General features: G+C 37.5%; 22 protein-coding genes. All 22 read right to left on the bottom strand.

Annotated elements, in window-relative coordinates; translation table 11 throughout:
• Positions 1-208 precede the first annotated feature (208 nt).
• The 22 genes from MWH30_RS11220 to MWH30_RS11115 all read right to left on the bottom strand — a co-directional run bounded on the left by MWH30_RS11220 (position 209) and on the right by MWH30_RS11115 (position 20,364).
• Positions 209-544 (bottom strand): sodium:proton antiporter, encoded by a 336-nt coding sequence (locus tag MWH30_RS11220; protein WP_248664179.1) that lies wholly within the window; start codon positions 542-544, stop codon positions 209-211.
• A 1-nt stretch (position 545) separates the two neighbouring features.
• Positions 546-1,235 (bottom strand): hydrogen gas-evolving membrane-bound hydrogenase subunit E, encoded by a 690-nt coding sequence (mbhE, locus tag MWH30_RS11215; RefSeq protein ID WP_248664178.1) that lies wholly within the window; start codon positions 1,233-1,235, stop codon positions 546-548.
• On the bottom strand, positions 1,232-1,471 hold the full coding sequence (locus MWH30_RS11210; RefSeq protein WP_248664177.1) for a Na(+)/H(+) antiporter subunit B: 240 nt from the start codon (positions 1,469-1,471) through the stop codon (positions 1,232-1,234). The genes mbhE and MWH30_RS11210 overlap by 4 nt, the downstream gene beginning before the upstream one ends.
• A 21-nt stretch (positions 1,472-1,492) precedes the next feature.
• Positions 1,493-1,840 (bottom strand): monovalent cation/H(+) antiporter subunit G, encoded by a 348-nt coding sequence (mnhG, locus tag MWH30_RS11205; protein WP_248664176.1) that lies wholly within the window; start codon positions 1,838-1,840, stop codon positions 1,493-1,495.
• Positions 1,841-1,868: 28 nt separating this feature from the next.
• A complete protein-coding gene (locus MWH30_RS11200) occupies positions 1,869-2,150 on the bottom strand; it encodes an MrpF/PhaF family protein (RefSeq protein ID WP_248664175.1) in 282 nt (93 codons plus the stop codon).
• Complete coding sequence (locus tag MWH30_RS11195) at positions 2,147-2,689, bottom strand: Na+/H+ antiporter subunit E (protein WP_248664174.1); 543 nt, start codon at positions 2,687-2,689, stop codon at positions 2,147-2,149. The genes MWH30_RS11200 and MWH30_RS11195 overlap by 4 nt, the downstream gene beginning before the upstream one ends.
• A gap of 743 nt (positions 2,690-3,432) precedes the next feature.
• Entirely contained in the window at positions 3,433-4,866 is a 1,434-nt protein-coding gene (gene gatB / locus MWH30_RS11190) for an Asp-tRNA(Asn)/Glu-tRNA(Gln) amidotransferase subunit GatB (protein WP_248664173.1), read from the bottom strand.
• A gap of 21 nt (positions 4,867-4,887) precedes the next feature.
• On the bottom strand, positions 4,888-6,354 hold the full coding sequence (gene gatA, locus MWH30_RS11185; RefSeq protein ID WP_248664172.1) for an Asp-tRNA(Asn)/Glu-tRNA(Gln) amidotransferase subunit GatA: 1,467 nt from the start codon (positions 6,352-6,354) through the stop codon (positions 4,888-4,890).
• A 13-nt stretch (positions 6,355-6,367) separates the two neighbouring features.
• Positions 6,368-6,664, bottom strand: coding sequence for an Asp-tRNA(Asn)/Glu-tRNA(Gln) amidotransferase subunit GatC (gatC, locus tag MWH30_RS11180; RefSeq protein WP_248664171.1), 297 nt, complete (start codon positions 6,662-6,664; stop codon positions 6,368-6,370).
• Positions 6,665-6,755: 91 nt separating this feature from the next.
• Positions 6,756-7,409 carry a beta/alpha barrel domain-containing protein gene (locus tag MWH30_RS11175; protein ID WP_248664170.1) on the bottom strand — a complete coding sequence of 218 codons (654 nt, stop codon included), beginning with the start codon at positions 7,407-7,409 and terminating at the stop codon, positions 6,756-6,758.
• 189 nt (positions 7,410-7,598) lie between these two features.
• A complete protein-coding gene (locus tag MWH30_RS11170) occupies positions 7,599-7,925 on the bottom strand; it encodes an ArsR/SmtB family transcription factor (RefSeq protein WP_248664169.1) in 327 nt (108 codons plus the stop codon).
• Positions 7,926-8,014: 89 nt separating this feature from the next.
• Positions 8,015-8,503, bottom strand: a complete 489-nt coding sequence (locus tag MWH30_RS11165; RefSeq protein ID WP_248664168.1) for an FMN-binding protein — start codon at positions 8,501-8,503, stop codon at positions 8,015-8,017.
• Between the two features lie 161 nt (positions 8,504-8,664).
• Entirely contained in the window at positions 8,665-9,114 is a 450-nt protein-coding gene (locus MWH30_RS11160) for an FMN-binding protein (RefSeq protein ID WP_248664167.1), read from the bottom strand.
• 305 nt (positions 9,115-9,419) lie between these two features.
• Positions 9,420-10,319 carry a carbon-nitrogen hydrolase family protein gene (locus MWH30_RS11155; protein ID WP_248664166.1) on the bottom strand — a complete coding sequence of 300 codons (900 nt, stop codon included), beginning with the start codon at positions 10,317-10,319 and terminating at the stop codon, positions 9,420-9,422.
• Positions 10,320-11,084, bottom strand: a complete 765-nt coding sequence (locus MWH30_RS11150) for a cyclase family protein (RefSeq protein ID WP_248664165.1) — start codon at positions 11,082-11,084, stop codon at positions 10,320-10,322.
• Positions 11,085-11,655: 571 nt separating this feature from the next.
• On the bottom strand, positions 11,656-12,816 hold the full coding sequence (locus MWH30_RS11145; protein ID WP_248664164.1) for a CaiB/BaiF CoA transferase family protein: 1,161 nt from the start codon (positions 12,814-12,816) through the stop codon (positions 11,656-11,658).
• A 684-nt stretch (positions 12,817-13,500) separates the two neighbouring features.
• Positions 13,501-14,748, bottom strand: a complete 1,248-nt coding sequence (locus tag MWH30_RS11140) for a YlbE family protein (protein WP_248664163.1) — start codon at positions 14,746-14,748, stop codon at positions 13,501-13,503.
• Between the two features lie 147 nt (positions 14,749-14,895).
• A complete protein-coding gene (locus MWH30_RS11135; RefSeq protein WP_248664162.1) occupies positions 14,896-15,072 on the bottom strand; it encodes a hypothetical protein in 177 nt (58 codons plus the stop codon).
• Between the two features lie 16 nt (positions 15,073-15,088).
• A complete protein-coding gene (gene fdrA / locus MWH30_RS11130; RefSeq protein ID WP_248664161.1) occupies positions 15,089-16,648 on the bottom strand; it encodes an acyl-CoA synthetase FdrA in 1,560 nt (519 codons plus the stop codon).
• A gap of 28 nt (positions 16,649-16,676) precedes the next feature.
• Positions 16,677-17,609 (bottom strand): oxamate carbamoyltransferase subunit AllH family protein, encoded by a 933-nt coding sequence (locus MWH30_RS11125; RefSeq protein ID WP_248664160.1) that lies wholly within the window; start codon positions 17,607-17,609, stop codon positions 16,677-16,679.
• A gap of 152 nt (positions 17,610-17,761) precedes the next feature.
• Entirely contained in the window at positions 17,762-18,007 is a 246-nt protein-coding gene (locus MWH30_RS11120) for a hypothetical protein (protein WP_248664159.1), read from the bottom strand.
• Positions 18,008-18,075: 68 nt separating this feature from the next.
• A complete protein-coding gene (locus MWH30_RS11115) occupies positions 18,076-20,364 on the bottom strand; it encodes a sensor domain-containing diguanylate cyclase (RefSeq protein ID WP_248664158.1) in 2,289 nt (762 codons plus the stop codon).
• Between the last annotated feature and the right edge of the window lie 259 nt (positions 20,365-20,623).

Below are 20,623 nucleotides of genomic sequence, written 5' to 3'. Positions count from 1 at the left end.
CCACCTTCTTAAAGATTGAACACTAACTCCCAATATCTCGGCGGTTTCTGATGAATTTAATAGTTTCATCTTTATCAGCTCTATCTATAGTATATCAAAATATAGATAGAGCTTCAAGCGTTTTTATAACTTTTATATAGTTTTTACTAGTATTTTAACAACTGTTACAACCTCCTAACGTAGCATTATCTAAAGCTCAAAATATATACTAACCTCTCAGCTTTCTAATCTTACTTACATCCAAAGTATCATATCTTTTATATAACTTAACTACTAAAGCTAACATTAAAGCAGTTGTACTGGCCCCAATAACAATCGCCGTTAAAGCTAAAGCTTGCGGAACCGGATCTACAACTAAATCATAACCGTGATCCAAGATTGGAACTGTACCTTGGGGTCTATAGCCTACAAAAATCAATAATAAGATCAAAGCAGACTCCACAATACTAATTCCAATCACCATCTTAATTAAGTTTTTAGTGCTAATCACCGTATAGATTCCTAAACAGATTAAAATCCCTACTGCTAAATAAGTTGTTTCCACTCTACTCCCCCTCTACTAAACTATTAAAGATAATAGCCAAACCAGCTCCTACTTTAGCTCCGATTGCTATATTTAAAAAGGGAACAATTCCTCCACTAAATATTTTGCCCGGTGTACCTAAATAAAAACTAGCCTGACTATTAGCTAAAAAGTTAGCTCCGGCTACTATCCCCATGATGCCGATAATGATAAAAGCTAAAGCTCCTAAATCCTCAATTAAAGACTTAGATTCTAAGTTTAATCTACTTTCTGAATGCTCAAAATCAAAGGTAACAGTCCAGAGAATAGAAATTACAGCTAAAATTACTCCCCCAGTAAAGCCACCGCCAGGAGATAAATGGCCAAAAACTATAAAATAACCTCCAGCTACAAAGATAAAAGGAATAGCAAAGTTAATACTTTGGCGTACAATTACTGAAAATCCATCTATTAATAGACCAGTTTCCTTTTTGGGAGCCAGAAAAGCTACCGCAGAAGCAGCTGTGAAGATCACCGTTGCTTCACCTAAAGTATCAAAGGCCCGATAATCAAATAAAATGGCTGTTACTAAGTTAATAGCCCCTGTATCCGTCACTGCATTTTCTACATAATAGTTACTGAGTTCCATCTCCACTTCCTCAAAGCCAGCAAAACCCATAAATAATAGAGCAGCCAAAATAATAACTAACAGAAAACAGTATAGTTTTCTCATTCAACTCCCTCCGTTTTGCTAATAGTAACTACAAATAAGCCGGTAGTAATCCCACCTGAGATTACTATTTCTGCTAAAGCTACATCTGGAGCCTGTAAAATTACATAAATCACTACTAAACAACCGCTAAAAACAATCAAAGTAATTACAGAAGCTAAAAGATTAGGAGTAAATGCTGCCACAAAAGCACTAACCACCATAATTAATAATAAAAAATTATATATAAATTGATCCATACTCTTCACCCATCCTTTTACTTATTCTTTACTTACTTTTTGAGAGGATTCTACCCCAATAATATCATCATCAAAAACAATATGATCTTCAACTTTCTCTCCACAAGGACAAGGTTCAATCCCAAATAAATAGGCAGCTCTAGAAATAGCATGCGTTGTAACCGGATTCACAATGCCCATAAAAGCTATAACTAATATTAGTTTTAAAGAATGAAAGTGAACACCCTGGGCGAAAATAGCTCCTAACATGATACTAATTCCTCCGGCAGTCATACACTTAGCCCCAGCGTGTAAACGAGTATAAAAGTCTGGCAAACGTAACATACCTATGGCAGTAACTAAGAAGAAACAAGAGCCAATGAAGATCAAAATACTACCTATCACTTCAAATAAGAAGCTAATCTTCCTTCACCTCCACTTCCCTTTTCTTAATAAAGAATCTAGCTAAAATTAATACTGACATGAAGAGTAATAATCCATAAACAAAGGCTACATCCAAAAAGGCATGGCGATCGTAATAAATACTTAATAAAATCAAGATTACTAAAATCATAATTCCAATAGCATCAATAGCAGCAATTTTATCAAAAACAGTAGGGCCCTTGACAAGTCGAATAAAGGTCAAGGTTATGGAGAGTAAAACAATTCCCAATACTAGTAATAAAGTGTACTCTATCATATAAAAATCCTCCCAATTAAGTTTTCAAACTTACCATATATCAGCTCCCGCATCTTGGCTGGCTCCCTACTTTCTATATCAATCCAATGGATATACAAGTCTCCACTGTCAACATTTAAGTCTACAGTCATAGTTCCTGGAGTTAAGGTTACTGTATTTCCTAAAATACTCATCGCAATTTCCTTATTTTTGCCTGCAAATTTAGTAGGAACCTTAACAATGCCGTGATTAAAGGACATTTGGGGATGAAGAATTAAATAAGAAACTTTTAAACTGGCTAATAAAACCTGTTTAATCAATAGTAACATAAAAGTTGTAGCAGTAAATAACCTAGTTACCAACCTTATCGTTGCGAACTTCACAAAATAGTCTTTGGTTAAAAAAGCAGGTATAAAGGCAATTACTCCCCCCACAATGGCAGACACTACGGTGAATTCAGCAGATATAACAAACCAACCTGCAAAGAGTATTAAAAAAAGATAGATCCGACCACTCTCATCCACATACTGTTCCATATACTCTTCCATAGGCTCATCCATTTATCTTCACCTCCTTTTTTCATAATTTTCTGATAATATAATAACCAACCCAATTTTTAAAGCTAAAATTAATTTGTATTACTTTAAATGTGTTATCTATCTACTATTATATAATAAATAGTAAGTAATTTTTATCAGGAAAATCATTTATTCTTTAATAAATTAATTATATAAGTTTTAAATGAAAGTTATATTGTAAGTATATTCAGGTATAAAAAGTAACAGTGAAAAAAATCAAAACTACCATGCATCTATATATATTATTCTACTAACAAAAAAACCTTCCCTGCTAATAAGCACTAGAACTGCTATTCAAATAAGTAATAGAGCTATTATTTTATAATTACATATAAAATTGATTTTATATGTATCTTGAACAGCTACCTAGCAGATATTAAGCTGAACAAATATTTAATTAGCTAGTCGAGTTGTATAATAAGTTTCCGACAGAGAATAAGCCACCTACAAAAGCATCTAAGATAAGTTCTTAGTCTAAGAAATGAATAAAAGGAGCAGAAGTTTTAATTAGAATAATTAGGCTAACTTATGAAGAGTAGATAGTACTCATTATTAATAAAATCTTTTGTCAAAAATGCTGAATATTATTACTTATATTATACATAATCAGAATTGCCTTGTCAAGATTTTACTATATTATAATATCCTTATATTAATTAAATAAATCAGACTTTAAGACTATAATTGCTAAAAGGCTCCTAACTTCAGTTAAGAGCCTTTTAAGCTTAATCTGCTAATTTTTTTCTCAAAATTTCATTTACTAACTGGGGATTGGCCTTACCTTGAGTAGCCTGCATAGTCTGACCAACTAAGAAACCAATTACATTTTCATTTCCAGCTTGATAGTCCTCTACCGCAGACTGGTTCTCCGCTAATACTTCCTCAATAATACCTTCTAATTCACTGGAGTCACTGATCTGTTTTAAACCTTTCTCTTCTACAATAGTCTCCGGTTTTTTACCAGTGTTAAACATCTCTTCAAAAACAGTCTTAGCAATTTTACTGGAGATAGTTCCGTCATCCATTAACTTTAACATCTGGGCCAGCTCTACCGGTTCAATCTTTATTTCCTCAATCTCCAACTCTTCTTCATTTAATAAACGTAACATATCACCCATCATCCAGTTACTAACGGTCTTAGGATCATCGTACTCCTCTAGAACCGCTTCAAAGAAGTCAGCAATCGATTTAGAATCGGTTAAAACTTCGGCATCGTACTCCGGTAAACCTAATTCATTTACAAAGCGTTCTCGACGAGCTTTAGGTAACTCCGGAATTTCTTCTTTGATCTCCTGCAACCAAGCTTCATCAACCTCTAAAGGAACTAAGTCTGGTTCTGGGAAATAACGATAGTCATGGGCCTCTTCCTTGCTGCGCATAGAAAAGGTCTTCTCCACCTCATCGTCCCAGGTTCTAGTCTCCTGTACTACTTTGCCACCCTCTTTTAAAAGCTTACGCTGTCGCTTGATCTCATAAGTTAAGGCCTTTTCAATAGCCTTAAAAGAGTTCATATTTTTAAGTTCAGTCTTAACTCCTAATTCGCTTTGACCTTTAGGTTTAAGAGAAATATTAGCATCACACCTTAAAGAGCCTTCGGCCATATTGCAGTCAGAAACCTCTAAGTACTCTAAGATATTCTTTAATTTTTTCAAATAAGCAGTAGCTTGAATGGGCGAAGTAATATCCGGCTCAGTTACAATCTCGATTAAAGGAGTTCCCCCCCGATTATAATCAACTAAGCTTTCTCCTCCTTGAGCATGGATCAGCTTGCCAGCATCCTCTTCCATATGAATCCGATTAATGCCAATCCTGACACTCTCTTCATCAGTCATCACATCTATATATCCCTCTTCACAAAGCGGTAAATCAAACTGAGAAATTTGATAGGCTTTAGGTAAATCAGGATAAAAGTAGTTTTTGCGATCAAATTTACTAAAATCAGTAATTTCACAGTTTAAAGCTAAACCAGCTTTAATAGCATATTCCACAGCCTGCTTATTAAGCACCGGCAATACTCCCGGCATTCCTAGACAAACAGGACAGGTATGAGTATTAGGTTCTGCTCCAAACTCTGTACTACAGGAGCAGAAAATCTTAGTTTCAGTATCTAACTGGGCGTGAACCTCTAGGCCAATAGTAATATCATAGTCTTTAAGCATTCCTTGCACCTCCAAATTTAATTATATCTCGGTTCTCTGTTGATGAAAATCGGTATTTTGTTCAAAGGTATAAGCGGCTTGAATTAACTTCTCTTCCGCAAAGTAATCACCTAATAACTGCAACCCGATAGGTAAACCCTGACTATCGAAACCACAAGGGATTGAAATACCAGGAATTCCTGCTAAATTAGCTGGAACGGTACATAAATCAGATATATACATCTGTAATAGATCATCGCTATCAGTCTTCTCTCCAACTCCAAAAGCAGTAAAAGGCGAAGTAGGAGAAAGTAATAGGTCATACTCAGCAAAGGCCTTAGCAAAGTCCTCTTTAATCAAAGTCCTCACCTTCTGCGCTTTAAGATAATAATCATCGTAGTAACCCGAGCTTAAAGCATAAGTACCGAGCATTATCCTTCTTTTAACTTCATCACCAAAGCCTTCACTACGTGTCTTAGTAAACATATCCAAGAGACCTTGACCCTCTGGACTGCGATGTCCATACCTTACTCCGTCATAACGAGCTAAGTTAGAACTAGCTTCGGCTGGAGCAATCAAATAGTAAGCTGAGAGCGCATATTCGGAATGGGGTAAAGAGACCTCTTCACAGACTGCCCCCAACTCTTCAAACTTAGCTATAGCTTTCTTAACAGCCTCTCTAGTCTCTGCCTCTATCCCTTCATCCATTAGCTCTTTAGGAACACCGATCTTCATTCCAGACGCATCGTCAACTAAAGATTCAGTAAAGTCCGGTACTTCCCGCTCAGCAGAAGTAGAATCCCGAGGGTCATGGCCACAGATATAGTTCAAAGCTAAAGCACAATCGCTTACATCTTTGCTAAAAGGCCCTATCTGATCCAAAGAAGAAGCAAAGGCTATTAACCCGTAACGAGAAACAAAACCATAGGTAGGCTTCATCCCTACTACTCCACATAAAGAAGCTGGCTGGCGAATAGATCCTCCAGTATCGGAACCAATAGCAAGCACAGCCTCTCCTGCTGCTACAGCTGCTGCTGAACCACCGCTGGAACCACCAGGCACTTTATCCAAATCCCAAGGGTTTTTAGTAGTAAAGAAGGCTGAATTTTCAGTAGAGGAACCCATAGCAAACTCATCTAGATTGGTCTTACCAAGTAATACCGTCTCTGCCTCCTCTAATTTCTCCACTACCGTAGCATTATAAGGAGGTTTAAAATTATGTAGTATCTCTGAAGCACAGGTAGTCTTAATTCCTTCAGTACACATATTATCCTTCAAAGCTATCGGAATCCCGGCTAAAGCACCAATTTCTTCGCCATCGGCAAGCTGCTGATCTACCTTTTTAGCCTGCTCCAAAGCTCTTTCTTTAGTCAAGGTTATATAAGCTTTAACATCGTCTTCAACATCTTCAATTCGTTGGTAAAGGCCTTTTACTATCTCTTGAGCACTAACTTCACCAGCCTTAAGTTTTTCATGTAATTGATGAGCAGTTAGTTCATAAATTTCCATTGGCAAATCCTCCTTATTCGTCAGTTTCTATAATTTGCGGTACTTTAAAAGAACCTGCTTCCTTTTGGGGAGCATTCTTTAAAGCATCTTTTCTAGCTAAAGACTCTCCTACTTTATCTTCTCTAAAAACATTCTTAATCGGTAAAGCATGAGCTGTAGGTTCTATATCCTCAGTTTCTAGCTCATTTAACTCATCGGCATACTCCAAAATATCGTTTAACTGTTCAGTCATCTGTTCTTTTTCGGAGCTTGATAGCTCTAACCTAGACAGCATTGCTACCTTTTCTACCATTGTTTCATCGATCTTCATTACTTTCACCATCCCCTCTTGATTATATAATATATCCTTTTTTGACAGCCCTTATCATTATAGCATAGCTTTAGTCAAAGAAGCAACACCCTTATTGGCGATAAACATCCATCAGTTCTTTCATTAACTTAGTAATTGTCGGTGGAGTGTAGATAATAGCATTAGCTCCAGCTTCAATAGTTCGTTGAATCGACTCTTCACTCTGACCTCCAGTAGCAATAATAGGAACATCAGGATACTGTTTGCGAATCGAGGCGACTATTTCAACTGTCTTTGGGCCCGCACAAACGTTCAAAATATCGGCTCCATTTTCTAAGCGCCCCTCCACCCCTTCGGTAGCAACCACCGAAGCAATAACCGGAATCCTAACCTTTTCCTTGATAGCAGCCAAAGTCTGATTATCAATAGGAGCATTGAGAATTACACTCAGCACTCCTTGAAACTCCGCATCCAAAGCCAAATCTACCGCTCTCTCCCCTTGAGTAGTACCTCCTCCTACTCCCACAATCAAAGGCATATTAGCTACAGTAGCCAAAGCCTGAGCTAAGATAGGTTGAGGAGTAAAAGGATAAACGGCCATTATCGCATCGGCATCGTTATTTTTAATGATTACTACATCGGTAGTAAAAATAATTGATTTTATGTATTGGTTTAAGATCTGAATACCACTAGCTTGCTGAATTACCTCCGGCACCTTGACGTACTTATACAAAGGATCTTGTACTTCAAACTCCCTCTTTTCCAAGAGTATTCCTCCTTTCTTAAAGTCAAAATAGCTAATAACAATTTATCCTAAACTTTAACAGTTTTAGTATTTTAACATTAAAAAATAGCATAAGGGCTGAAGCCTTATACTATCTACAACAAAGCAAAGAATATGCTTTTATATTATATCAAATAATAATATTATTTACAATCCCTGGGCAGTCTTAATCTACTTTTCATCTCTGCATTTAGAACTAGTAGTGGACTGTAAAAATGATTCATATAGTTCTGAAAACTCTAGTTGAATATAATCAAATAGCTTAAAAAGTTTTTTATCTAAAGAATGGTATACACAACTACCTTGACGAACAGAGTTTATCAAACCTTCTTTTTTTAATATATTCAAATGATGAGAAGCACTCGGTTGGGAAATATCAAGTTCTTTCTTAATTTCATAAACTGGCAATTTCTCCTGAGCTAAAAGAATAATTATCTTAAGTCTTGCTTTATTAGTAAACAGTTTAAAAAAATTAGCAACCTTATCTACATCTTCCAATACTCTTCTTCCTTTCTTTTTACAAATATTAATTTAAAAATATAAATCCGACAGTTAAAATTCAACTGTCGGATTTAATAAAAACAGTTTTAATATCTATAAGCTCCTCTGTTAAGAGCATCTCTAACGGCTGAAATAACCTTATTAGCTCTTAAAGTAGCTCCAGAAAAACCATCCACATCTTCAATTACATCTCCTGGTTCGTAAAGAGCATGTAGACTATCTCTAACATCCTTACCTTCTAGATAGTCTAATACTTGCTCATACTGTTCAGTAACACCGTACAAGGCATCGCCTTCCTCTAACTCTTGGTAATCTGTTCCCCCATAATATAAATGCCTATAACTAGCATCAGTAATTATATTATCTTCTAAAGTAAACTGAATATTTACCTGTTGGTCACCACCATCCTTGAAAATACCTCTATAATCGGCATCTTCATAAGCACTGGTTTGAAATGGTGCTCTTACTTCTACCTCAGTATCATCCGGAGCAGGTTCTTCACCACGACACCCCACTAAAGCTAAAGCACTAACTACTAAGACAATTAAGATTAACTTGGGTATAGACTTTTTCATTATCAAATTCCTCCCCTTAAACTAAAATAATTAAAATTCAAAATCTCATTTTTCAAAACCTGTTTAATAAATAAGCCCGGCAACTGAATCTAAAAACCAAGTGCCGGGCCCTACTTGCTAAATAATATATAGCTGCTAATTTAAATTAATTATGTAGCTTATTAGTAGCGATAAGCACCTCTATTTAAGGCATCTCTTACAGCAGAGATTACCTTATTAGCTCTTAAAGTAGCTCCAGAAAAGCCATCTACATCATCAATAACGTTACCTGGATCATAAAGCTCTTCTAGACTATTTCTAACATCCTTACCCTCTAAATAATCTAATACTTGCTCATACTGTTCAGTAACCCCGTACAAAGAATCGCCTTCCTCTAATTCTTCGTAATCTGTTCCTCCGTAGTATAGATGTCTATAACTAATATCAGTAATTATATTATCCTCTAAAGTAAACTGAACATTTACCTGGTCGTCACCACCATCAGCAAAAACTCCTCTATAGTCGGCATCTTCATAAGTCCAAGCAGCAGCATCAGTATCTTGTAGCGTTACTAAGCCTACTGCACCAAAAATAATTGCAATTGACAAACCAATAGCTAACCATTTCTTCATTAATAACTCCCCCTTATTAGTTTTAGTTATGTTCACATTCGAATATATTATAACAAAAATAGTTTACTTGTGCAAGTAGTAACTTGTATTTTTTTTGTTATTTTTTTCACTATTTGGAGTTATCATTAATGAAAAACCCTATTTTTTATTAACAGATGCTCCTTATTGATATTTTTTATGCTTTTATTTGAACGTGTCAGCAGAGAAAACGGTTTACTTTCACAACTAGTTATCTTTTTCACAAGTCAGGATTATTGAAAATGAAAAACCCTAATTGTCATTGACAACTAGGGTTTAAAAACTTACTAATCATTACTTTTTTGATAAGGAATTCTTTGCGCCGGCTCAAACTGGCTTTTAGCTTCTTTAAGAATCTCTTGATAAATGCCTATATTTCTGTCTTCTAAATGGTCAAAGATCATTGGCGACTTAGTACCATAGCTGACATTCTTAAGCGGATCATTATCCAGTTCTACAGCAATAATCTCTTCTACTCCCCGAGCCTGGGCCAGCTTCTGAGCAATCGGACTAACAATCATACTGTGACCGAAGTTATAGTTATTACCTGCATCAGGTCCTACTGCATTAACTCCAATCAGATAGACATGGTTATCATAGGCTCTAGCTTGATTAGTCATCTCCCAGATATCAAAGCTTCTCAATAAAGCCGCAGGTCTAACTATTATCTCGGCTCCTTTGACGGCCAATAGTCTGCTTAACTCCGGAAAGTCACCATCATAACAGATAATCATGCCGATTTTACCCAACTCAGTATCGTAAACCTCAGCCTGCTCACCGGGAGTACACCAGCCTCCACCAGCTATTCTCTCGGTAGGAAAAGGATGAGTCTTGCGATAAACGCCTACTATTTCTCCGTCGGGCCCGATTAAAGCCGAAGAATTATAAACTATCTTTTCGTTCTCACCCCGTTCATAAGTAGGCAGTACCACATAAACTCCGTGTTTTTTAGCTGCCTTAGCAATAGGCTCCGTTAAACGACCAGGGATAGTATCTACTAACTGATATAGCTCTTCTACAGGCATAGCCGGATCAAATCCGGTAGTTATACTCTCTGGAAAAACAATTAACTCTGCATCATGCTCCTCTACTGCCTTATCTATCCACTTTACCACTTTCTTTAAATTAGCTTCTACATTATTAGGTTCAACTGCTATCTGTACTCCGGCTGCTATAAAGTTTTTCATTTAAAATAAGGCCTCCATTCCCTCAAAGGCTACTACTCGACAGATACTGGACTCTCCATCTACAAATCGCCAAGGGAAACAACCAATAGCAATCCGCTGATTCAATATTTTATCTATTTCTCCGCCTAAATTCTCAACATGAATAATTCCCTCTGGAAATAACTTAGTATGCATCAACTGACGACCCTCATCGGGGAAGATCTCAGTCAAAGGTTGACCTAGTTTTTCTTCACACTCCTCGGCTAAGTCAGGACGTAGTTTACGAATCACCGTATTCATCGGGTGGTCAGCAGAACCGCAGTCCACGCCAATCCACTTAATCTCCTTTTCCTTACACCACTCAGCAAACTCCATATTCGGGCCCGGGTGCTTACACATATAGGCCTCCTCATCGGCTTCTTCTTTGTTATAAGCATAGTGATGGTAACCGGTATGAATAATCAAAATATCACCCTGCTTAACTTCCACTCGCTCTTCAATCATCTCCGAAGTATAGATTCCGTATTCTCCTACAGCATCGCTAAGATCAACTACTACTCCGGGCCCTACTAACTCTTCTAAGGGCACACTAGCAATATCTCTCCCCGCAGTCCAAAAGTGACGCTCTCCATCTAGGTGAGTACCTACGTGGTTACTAGTACTAATCAACTGACCATTCACTCTTTCCGTAGACAACCTCTTAAAATACTTAACCTCCAAAGGCTCATAAGTAGGCCACGGTGGGGTAGAAGTACTCAACGGTTGAGTTAAGTCGTATAGTTTCATGATTAATCTCTCCTTTATAAATAGTTTTTTTGATCATTATTGTTATATTGTCGCGTTCACGATATAGCTATTAACGAAAGCCTGAGCTAGTTGATATGTTTCAACCACTTGCCGTTCAGTCCGACGTGCTCGATGTACTAGCACTAACCTTACCTTGCGTAATTAGATTGGAAGGTTAGTGAGCCTCCGTGCCTCCTTCACTCTCAAAAATAGCCCTCCCGGCATCCTTGCCTCCGGGCTATTTTACGACGTATTCGATATGCTAGTGCTGGCTTCACCTTTCGTATTTAAATTGAAAAGGCAGTGAGAGTCGCTCTTTGAAACATATCAACTTGCAAGTTTCCGTTATCAGCACGGCCAAACCGGTGTTTCTAAGTGATATTAAAGATTATTTTGTAATGCTTCTTAACGAATCGGAACTAAAATAAGAACTGGTCTAGCCAATTTTTCTAATTAAAATTGGCAGGTTCTTATTTTAGTGGAGATAAGTTTTAGAAGCATAGAAATAATCTTTTCTAACGTGAAATACCGGTTTGGCCCCTACACTCAATAAATAATAAACCGATATTCCTTATTCCTCTAACAACTCCGCAATTATCTCCTCAGTATGCTCCCCTAACTTAGGAGCTCTCGGCTTAGACTCTTCCTCTGGTAAGTTACTCATCTTAATTGGATTTCCAGCTACAAACATCTCTTCACTATAACCCTCTAAGTTAACCAACATATTTCTAGCTGCCAACTGCGGATCATCAAATAGCTTATCGACAGTATTAATAGGACTGCTAGGCACTCCGTATTCATCTAAAATCTCTTGCCACTCCGCTACAGTCTTAGTAGCCAGTTCACCCTCTAAAATTTCAACTAATTGATCTATATTTTCAGTTCGATCAGCATTATTCTTAAAACGAGGATCTTCTACCAAGTCTTCTCGCTCTAGCGCCTCACATAATTTGGCCCAAAGAACATCGTTACCGGCAGCAATTACAAACCAGCCGTCCTGAGCTTTAAAAGCCTGAAAAGGAGTAATCGAAGGATGTCTAGCCCCCATAGGCTCTGGCGGCTCTCCCTCTACCATATAACGAGCAATTGCATTCTCCAAAATAGCTACCTGACAGTCCAACATAGCTACATCCACCTTCTGTCCTTCCCCAGTCACTGTGCGCTGATAGAGAGCCGCTAGGACTCCAGTAGCAGTAAATATTCCGGCTACAATATCGCCGATAGAGACTCCAACTCTCACCGGCGGGCCCTCAGGATGACCAGTAATACTCATTATTCCGCTAGCTGCTTGAACTATCATATCATAGGCTGCTTTTTGCGAATCGGGCCCGCTATGACCAAAGCCCGAAGCAGCAGCATAAATAAGCTTTGGATTAAGCTCCTTTAAAGTTTCGTAACCTATTCCTAACTTCTCCATAGTTCCTGGACGAAAGTTTTCCACTAATATATCTACTTGTTGCACCAGCTTTTTGAAAGTAGTTAAGTCCTCTTCTTCTTTTAAATTAAGTACAATACTCCGCTTACCGCTATTTAAACTGACAAAGTAAGCACTTTCTTCTCCGTCCTCAAAAAAGGGCCCGAAGTTTCGAGAGTCATCACCAGTTTCTGGCCTTTCTACTTTAATTATATCGGCTCCTAGATTTTCTAGCATCATGGTACAGTAGGGCCCTACTAGAACTCTGGTTAGATCCAGCACTTTAACTCCAGCTAAAGGTTTGGTAGTGTTGCTCATAAGTTATCTCCTCCTTGAATTTTGTCTTTAAATAACGAAACACTATCGTTCTAATGTTGCATTGCCAATATCATCATTAAAGGAAGCCTGAGCTAGTTGATATGTTTCAACCACTTGCCGTTCAGTCGGCATAGCCAGCATACAAAGCAATGCTGGCTATGATAGAAAGCCAAGGAGCAAAGAGTAGATTTGGTGCTTTTGCTGAAGATTTGAACTAAGGGCAAATATCCTACAGATCTCCTGCCTCCGGGCTATTTTACGACGTATTCGATATGCTAGTGCTGGCTTCACCTTTCGTATTTGAATTGAAAAGGCAGTGAAAGTCGCTCTTTGAAACATATCAACTTGTAGGTTAAAATAGTTATTACGTTATCAGCACGGCCAAACAGGTGTTTCTAAGCGATATTAAAGTTTATTTTTTAGTGCTTCTTAACGAATTGGAGCTCAAATAAGAACTGGTTTAGCCAATTTTTCTAATTAAAATTGGCGGGTTCTTATTTGAGTGGAGATGAGTTTTAGAAGTACTAAAATAAACTTTTTTAGCGTGAAATACCTGTTTGGCCTCCACCACCAACGCAACATTATAACAATATTCTAATAGCAAAACTAATCTTTTGAACTTTATCTATCACCACTGGCACTAGCTCCGCGTCGCCTCTATCCTCTGTCCTCTATCATTTGAATTTACCCTTTATACTCCTTAGCAAAAGCCCTAATAGCATCTTCAAAACACTCTTTAGGAGGATCTACCAAACCAGCTCCTACCTGTCCTACTCCTGGATCTTTGTGAGCAATACCAGTATTAATAGCCGGTAAAATCCCAGTCTCTACTACCTTTCTCACATCTATCCCGGTGGCTGTACCGCGAAAGTTCATACTCGGAATAGTGAAGGTTTCATTTTCAGCTACGGAAATCTCATACATTGACTTAGTAAACTTAACTGCATCTTCAGGAGTCCCGCCTACAAAGCCTACTATTGCTGGAGCTGCTGCCATAGCAAAGCCGCCAATAGCTGCTGTTTCGGAAATAGTACTATCGCCGATATCAGGATTAGCATCTTCAGTACTATAACCTGGGAAAAAGAGACCATCAATTACTTGGGCCGGCCCGGTAAACCATTGATCTCCTAAACCGCTAATTCGAATTCCAAATTCAACTCCATTTCTAGCCATAGCAGTAATAATAGTACTACCTTCGATTCCGTGAGCAGCATCCATAGTGGCCTTACAGGCCGCCATAGAAATATTTAGATAAAAGTGTTCATTTTCACCCATAAATTCAACGATCTCACTTACTACTTGGGGCTCCACTCCGGCCTTCAATAAGTAGGGTGTAATCTCTCTGATGAAAAGCGCTGTTCCGGCCTTATTCCGATTATGGCACTCATCGCCCATATGTAAGGCCTGGGAAGTCATATTTTTAATATTAATTCCACTTTCAATTAAATCCAAAGCCTTTTTAAAGGCGGGAGCTAAGGTCTTTTCAATCCATTTTAGCTTTTCAATTACTTCCTCAGCATAGGCTCCATATCTTAACACTTTACCTAAACCTTCGTTAACTGTACAAAAAGCCTGATTCCCGTGTTCTTTATTCTCAACTACATAGACTGGCATTGAAGCTGAAGTAACTCCGGCCATAGGTCCTACTGCCTGATAATGATGACAAGGAGCAAAGTCTATCTCTCCTGAGCCAGCCAGTTCAACTGCTTCCTCTTCATTATCTGCTAAACCTTCATAGATTAAAGCGCCAATCACTGCTCCGCGCATGGGCCCGCACATATCCTCCCATTCCACTGGCGGCCCAGCGTGAAGAATAGTCTTCTCGGTCATCCCCGGCAGTACCTCTCCGGCTATCCCCATATCCACTAAAACTGGTTCTGATTTCTGCATTATGGCTACAGCTTCCTGATTTGCTTCTTTAATACTCACCATTTCATATAACCTCCTTTAATTTTAGCTGTCAGCTATCAGCTTTTAGTCATCAGTTAATTCAAAAACCTAAAATATTAAAGAAAATACAATGTTGGAATGCTTTTAACTGATAGCTGAAGACTGACAACTGACGACTAATAACTAAATCTAATCCATCAAAGAATCCAATATCGAAGCCAACTCTTCATCCCCACCAGCTGGTGGTTCCCAATCCAGTTGGATTACCTCTACTTCTTCTTCCTGCAAGTTTTCAGCAAAGGACTCTAGACCAATATTAACTACCTGTAACTCTTTTTGAAAAAGCTCTAAAACTTTTTTGCTCATTTCTCGCACCGCCTTATTAATTATTTATCTCTTTGACAATTCTAGTGGCTAATCTAGCTGCTTGAGCATTACTAGGCATTACAATCGCTCCCGCCTGCTCTAGCTTTTCCACCTGCTCAGCCATATTTTGAGGATCAGCCTCGGTTCCGCAAACTGAAAGAATCGCTGTTAAGTGTCCCCCCCGCGCTGCTGCTTTTTGCTGAGCCGATTTAATAGCTTTAGCCAGCTCGCCAGCCGGGTCAGCGTGAGAGCCATAGCCTAAGACTACATCAGCCAATAAAACGGCTACTTCTTCATCCTCAGCTTCCTGAGCTAAACGTTCTGTTCTAGTTAAAGGGTCAATCATCGGGTGGGGCCGACCTTGGGTAAACTCATCCTCACCTAAGTCCAAGGCTGTATGCTGCTGACTTACCCCGTTATCTACTAGGGCCCACTCTTCCTTGAGCGGAATATTAGAATAAATACTCTCCAACTCTTCAGCCAGGATCAACATTGCTTCATCACAGAGTGTACCTCCAGTATATAGGGCCCGTAAGTACTGCTGCTCTGAGCTATACTTACTTAGCTCTTGATTCACTATCTCTTCTATTTTTTCTTCATCAAGGCTAAACTCTTGAAATTGATATTCTTCACCCTTACTCAAAGCTACAGCTTTAAGAGCAGCTTCTTCTAAATTACTACTGTAAATCGCTTTAGAGTCTGTAAATAACTCCTGCTTACCGCCTAAAAAGTTGACTATTACTGGCTTATCTATCTGCTCCACTTCAGTTAATACTTTTTTAGCCACCTCCGGTGCCGGAGGCTTGGAAACTAAAACAATAACCTGCGTCTGCTTATCGGCTGCTAAAGCTTTTAAGCCCTTGCTCATCTCTAGACCACCAACTTCCACCGATAAATCTCTACCTCCAGTACCAATCACTTGCGAAACTCCAGCTCCCTTGCTGTCGATAATCACTGTTATCTCCTGGGCTCCTGTTCCCGAAGCTGCCACTAAACCAATATCTCCTTCATTAACCACATTTGCAAAGGCCAGTGGTTTATTATTAATAATCGCCGTTCCACAGTCCGGGCCCATCATCAACAGGCCCTTTTCAGCTGCCAACTCTTTAAGCTCTACCTCTGCTTCTACAGACACATTATCACTAAACAGCATTACGTGTAAGCCTTTCTTTAAAGCTTTTTTAGCTTCCTTTGGAGCATAGTTTCCCGGAACTGAGATCAAGGCCAGATTAGCCTCAGGCAAAGTATTTATAGCCGAATCCAAAGTCCGCGGTCTATACTTCTCATCTCCATCACTGCTCCGCTTAGCTACTAAAGCCTCCTCGGTAGCAGTTAAAGCCTTTGCAATCTCCGCTTCGGAATCAGCTTCAATGCCGATCACCATATCTTTAGGAGTAGCCTCTTCCACCTCGCTAGTTAATAGCCCCACATTCTCCAATAACTCTTTATTATGAGGAGTAGCCATTACTACCACTACTTCCTTTATACCTTCTTGGGACTTAATATCCTTAGCAATAGACATCAAAGTTACCGAATCATAGTAGTTATTTTCCTTAATTTTTACTCGTTTAGCCATCAAAGTTTCCTCCTTTATCTCCCGCGCTTTATAACTCTGTTAATAAAGTATAACCACCTATTAAAATTCCAGTAGCTATATCGGTTCCCGAAGTACTACCGCGATCTAACAGTCTTAAAGTATTACAAAAAACTTCCGTCTCCTCAGTTGTAAATAAACTCGCCAGCAGCTTGAGGATTATCTCCGGCACTTGAGCTTCCAAAACATATCTCAACATAGTTCTGCTTTCTAAAGTAGTCTTTGCTTCAGCTGCTGTTAAAATCTCATCTTTAATTTCCTGAGTAAGATAGACTAGCTTAGTCCTCTGCTCCAGTAAAACCAACATAGTATAAAAACCTAATAAAAAATCATCACCAGCAGGGGTTAAACCCGGGCCCAATCCCAATAATCGCTTGGAATTCTTAGCTATTAAGTCTTGCTCACCAATCAACACCGCTTTAACTAGGCTAAATACCACCGAATAAAGCAATTCAGAGACATAGTCAAACTCACAGTTTAAACAACGGCCAGTAACTATCTGCTCAGCAAATTTAGCCAACTCTCCTAATCCTTCATGAGCGCCTTCCAGCACTACTATCTTTTTTAGAAATTCCAAGTTTTCTGCCAAAATACCTGATTCTACAGCTAACCCTTCCCAACTTAAGTTGCTAGTCCAGACTTCAACCTCGCTCAAATCAATTCTAAAGCCAGCCTTTTCAAAACTAATCTCCCTAGGAGTTAACTTAACCTCAGCTCCTAAATTAATACCTAATTCTTTTAAACTAAACGCCGGCGGAGTAGTTACAACTAAGTTATTAGGAGCATTAAGAATATCCTCGCTAACTATAGAAACTAAACTATTAGTTTCCAGTTCTAAATTAATAACCTTATTGAATATCCCTCTCACATTGGCTGCTAAAATCCCTGCCCGAGATAACTCTTCTTTAAAAGCTGAACCAATTTGCAAAGCATCTATTAACATCTGAATCCTACTCCATTATTGAATTTTTATATTTAACCTTACTACATAGTTTCTACTATTTTATCCCCCACACCTTTATGAATGAATAACAAAGCTACACCTCATCAATTAGGTAATGTTTATAATGAGTTGCAGTGTAAATTTACTAGCTATTACTTCGGAATCTTGCGCCCACTATAAGTGAACTGCTCTCGATCCATATCTACATAGTTCTTCCCGGATCTACTCTTAACCTCACCAATTATATTATTACAGCTACTACAGATCAGTTGATCATCCTTAACTTCTCCGTATAGTCTCCGAATCTTCCCTTCCCAGCATTTCAACACTCTCCCCTTGCCGATCTTTTTATATTTCATAATCTTATCTTTGCATTTAGCACACTTTATTGTTAACATTATTAACTCTCCACCCCCAAAATGAAAAAGAGCATAGCTTTAAGCCATCCTCTTTTGCTTTACTTTAATTAGCAATTATTTTTAAAAAATTCTTTTCTCTTTTTCTGTCTTTTTAATTTATACATCTCCGCATCTGCTTTTTTGAAAGTCTCATTTAAGTCTTCATCTCTTTCATTTTTAATAGCAAAACCAATAGAAACACTTAGTTTACGATTAAAATTTCTTGTAAAGGATTTACATTTATCGATAATTCTATCTTTGATACTGTTAGCAATCTCATCATCAGCCTCTGGAAGCAAGATCACAAATTCATCACCACCAATTCTAGCTACTATATCGGCTTCTCTAGTGGAAGAGTCAATAATATCAGCAATTATTTTTATATGTCTATCACCTTCTTGATGTCCATAATTATCATTAATCTCTTTTAAACCATCCATATCAACTACAATAATAGCTATTGGCAATTTACGGGACTTATTTAAACGCTTCATTTCATTCTCAAAATACCTTCTATTATAAAGACCAGTTAACTGATCATGAAAAGATAAATATTTAATTCGAGATTCCTCAGCCTTACGTTCCGTAATATCCTTATAAATAACATAAATACCTAACTGATCATCACCAAGCTTAATTGGAAAAGCTTTAATTGCTACGTTAATTTGATTATCTGACTTTGTTTTTCTGACTGATTCTCCGGTATAACTTTCACCCTGCTTGACTTTAGCTAATATATGTTTTACTTCAGCCAGCTTTGATTCTGGAACCAAAACCTTATTTATTTTTCTACCTTCGATTTCAGCAGATTTATATTCAAAAATTTCCTCAAAACTTTTATTGATCATAGCTATTCTTTCCTCATTATCTAAGAGAGCAATTCCTTCCGGAGATTTATTAAATAACTGTTGAAAATAGGCCTGCTGTTCTCCTAATACTTCTTCAACCTGTTTACGTTGAGTAATATCCCTGGTAAAACCTAAAAATCTATTCTCAGCCAACTTAACTGCATTAACACTCCAGTACTTAGCTCTTCCATCTTTACGCAATAAGCCCAACTCTACATAACTTCTACCTTTATCAAGTAGCTCAGTAAAGCTTTGTTCAGCCTGGGAATAGCTCTCCGGAGGAATTAGCTGCCTGAAGTTCATACCTATCAGTTCTTCTTCTGTATATCCTGTCATTTCACAAGCCGTTTTATTAACTTCTATATATTCACCGTTTTCATCACACACAAAGACTCCGTAAGGAGCATTATTGATATATTTTTTAAATTTAGCTTCACTTTTTTTCAGCTCTTCTCGGGCCCGCTTCTGCTCAGTGATATCCCGAGCACTACCAACAATCTGTATAACCTCCCCTTCTTTAACTACCGGAGAGAGTATAGTATGCCAATTTCTTTTACCAACAGGCAACTCCAAGGTTTCTTGATACTCAATACTAGTTTTACTTTTATAACAGCGCCGATAATTATCTATAACTTCCCTAGCAACTTCCTCTGTAAAAATTTCACAAGGAGTTTCACCTCTAACTTCTGTTAAGGAAAGTCCCGTTAATAATTGAAAAGCTTTATTAGTTCTTAAATAGCGATATGTATTTTCATCTTCTACTTTGATTATAAACATAGCATCTTGAGTATTATTGAAGATTGTTTCGTATTCCTGATTCAGTATTTCAAGTTGATTTCTCTTTTCTTTTATCTTTTTCTCTGACTTCTTTCTTTCGGTAATATCCCGAGCTATACTTAAAATATACTTTTCGCCCTCTAATTCAAAAATATTTGAGTTTATTTCAACGGGGATTTTTTGCCCATCCTTAGTAACGAATTTCTTTTCAAAAGTATCCTTACCAACACTGTCCAGCTTCTTATTTCTTTTAAAAGAGGTTACTATATCTTGCGGGCCCATATTTAATAGTTCATCTTTACTATAGCCTAGCAACTCAACTGCTTTTTCATTAACTTCAATAAAGTTACCTCGTTCTTCAGAATCAAACTTACTAAAAAAAAGTAAGTCATTTATATTATTAAAGAGCTTATCATACTTATTTTGAACTTTTGCTAATCTTTTATTATAAACTCCTATTAAACTCTCTAATTTATCTTTCAAAGTTTTATCTTTCACTTGACTTTCAATAATATCTTGTAGCTCCTTTTCTAACTTAGAAAATTCCTTACTTTTATCTTGAGAGAATAAACAACTTTCTTTATTATCAGTCAGATCTAAAATTATATCTTTCCACTCTTCAAGTTGAGGTTCTTGAATACCATACTGAGCACAAACTTCATTTAGACTGTCCTTCTCTAAAGCCTCCCAAACAATTCTGATTATTTTTTGAGGAGCCATCTCCTTCTCCATACTATTCCCCCCTTCAAAATAGAATTAAAACACAAATTAAATACTTCAACTTATCCAATAAGAATATCAAAATATAATCAAATTGTCAATCAAGTATATTTTCATCAAAAACTTCTTTTTTCTTCTAAACTTTAATTCGTAAGGAGTTTCTTTGTTTAATTATCATTTAATAGCAAAATAACGCAGGGCAATCGCATGAATAAATTTTATTTTAAAACTCAATCTTATTTCTTATACTCAGTTTGAATTTAAAAAATGC

The sequence above is a fragment of the Fuchsiella alkaliacetigena genome, from assembly GCF_023227765.1.
Classification (GTDB): Bacteria; Bacillota; Halanaerobiia; order Halobacteroidales; family Acetohalobiaceae; genus Fuchsiella; species Fuchsiella alkaliacetigena.
The sequence above is the reverse complement of the archived record's forward strand: the minus strand, read 5'-3'. Positions and strand labels throughout refer to the sequence as shown.

Coding starts and splice junctions, on each gene's coding strand:
- MWH30_RS11145 (WP_248664164.1), bottom strand. CDS start 12,816: ATGAGCAACACTACCAAACCTTTAGCTGGAGTTAAAGTGCTGGATCTA.
- gatB (WP_248664173.1), bottom strand. CDS start 4,866: ATGCTTAAAGACTATGATATTACTATTGGCCTAGAGGTTCACGCCCAG.
- MWH30_RS11120 (WP_248664159.1), bottom strand. CDS start 18,007: ATGTTAACAATAAAGTGTGCTAAATGCAAAGATAAGATTATGAAATAT.
- MWH30_RS11195 (WP_248664174.1), bottom strand. CDS start 2,689: ATGGATGAGCCTATGGAAGAGTATATGGAACAGTATGTGGATGAGAGT.
- gatA (WP_248664172.1), bottom strand. CDS start 6,354: ATGGAAATTTATGAACTAACTGCTCATCAATTACATGAAAAACTTAAG.
- MWH30_RS11155 (WP_248664166.1), bottom strand. CDS start 10,319: ATGAAAAACTTTATAGCAGCCGGAGTACAGATAGCAGTTGAACCTAAT.
- MWH30_RS11160 (WP_248664167.1), bottom strand. CDS start 9,114: ATGAAGAAATGGTTAGCTATTGGTTTGTCAATTGCAATTATTTTTGGT.
- MWH30_RS11135 (WP_248664162.1), bottom strand. CDS start 15,072: ATGAGCAAAAAAGTTTTAGAGCTTTTTCAAAAAGAGTTACAGGTAGTT.
- MWH30_RS11125 (WP_248664160.1), bottom strand. CDS start 17,609: ATGTTAATAGATGCTTTGCAAATTGGTTCAGCTTTTAAAGAAGAGTTA.
- MWH30_RS11165 (WP_248664168.1), bottom strand. CDS start 8,503: ATGAAAAAGTCTATACCCAAGTTAATCTTAATTGTCTTAGTAGTTAGT.
- gatC (WP_248664171.1), bottom strand. CDS start 6,664: ATGAAGATCGATGAAACAATGGTAGAAAAGGTAGCAATGCTGTCTAGG.
- MWH30_RS11140 (WP_248664163.1), bottom strand. CDS start 14,748: ATGGTGAGTATTAAAGAAGCAAATCAGGAAGCTGTAGCCATAATGCAG.
- MWH30_RS11115 (WP_248664158.1), bottom strand. CDS start 20,364: ATGGAGAAGGAGATGGCTCCTCAAAAAATAATCAGAATTGTTTGGGAG.
- MWH30_RS11200 (WP_248664175.1), bottom strand. CDS start 2,150: ATGATAGAGTACACTTTATTACTAGTATTGGGAATTGTTTTACTCTCC.
- fdrA (WP_248664161.1), bottom strand. CDS start 16,648: ATGGCTAAACGAGTAAAAATTAAGGAAAATAACTACTATGATTCGGTA.
- MWH30_RS11210 (WP_248664177.1), bottom strand. CDS start 1,471: ATGGATCAATTTATATATAATTTTTTATTATTAATTATGGTGGTTAGT.
- MWH30_RS11150 (WP_248664165.1), bottom strand. CDS start 11,084: ATGAAACTATACGACTTAACTCAACCGTTGAGTACTTCTACCCCACCG.
- mbhE (WP_248664178.1), bottom strand. CDS start 1,235: ATGAGAAAACTATACTGTTTTCTGTTAGTTATTATTTTGGCTGCTCTA.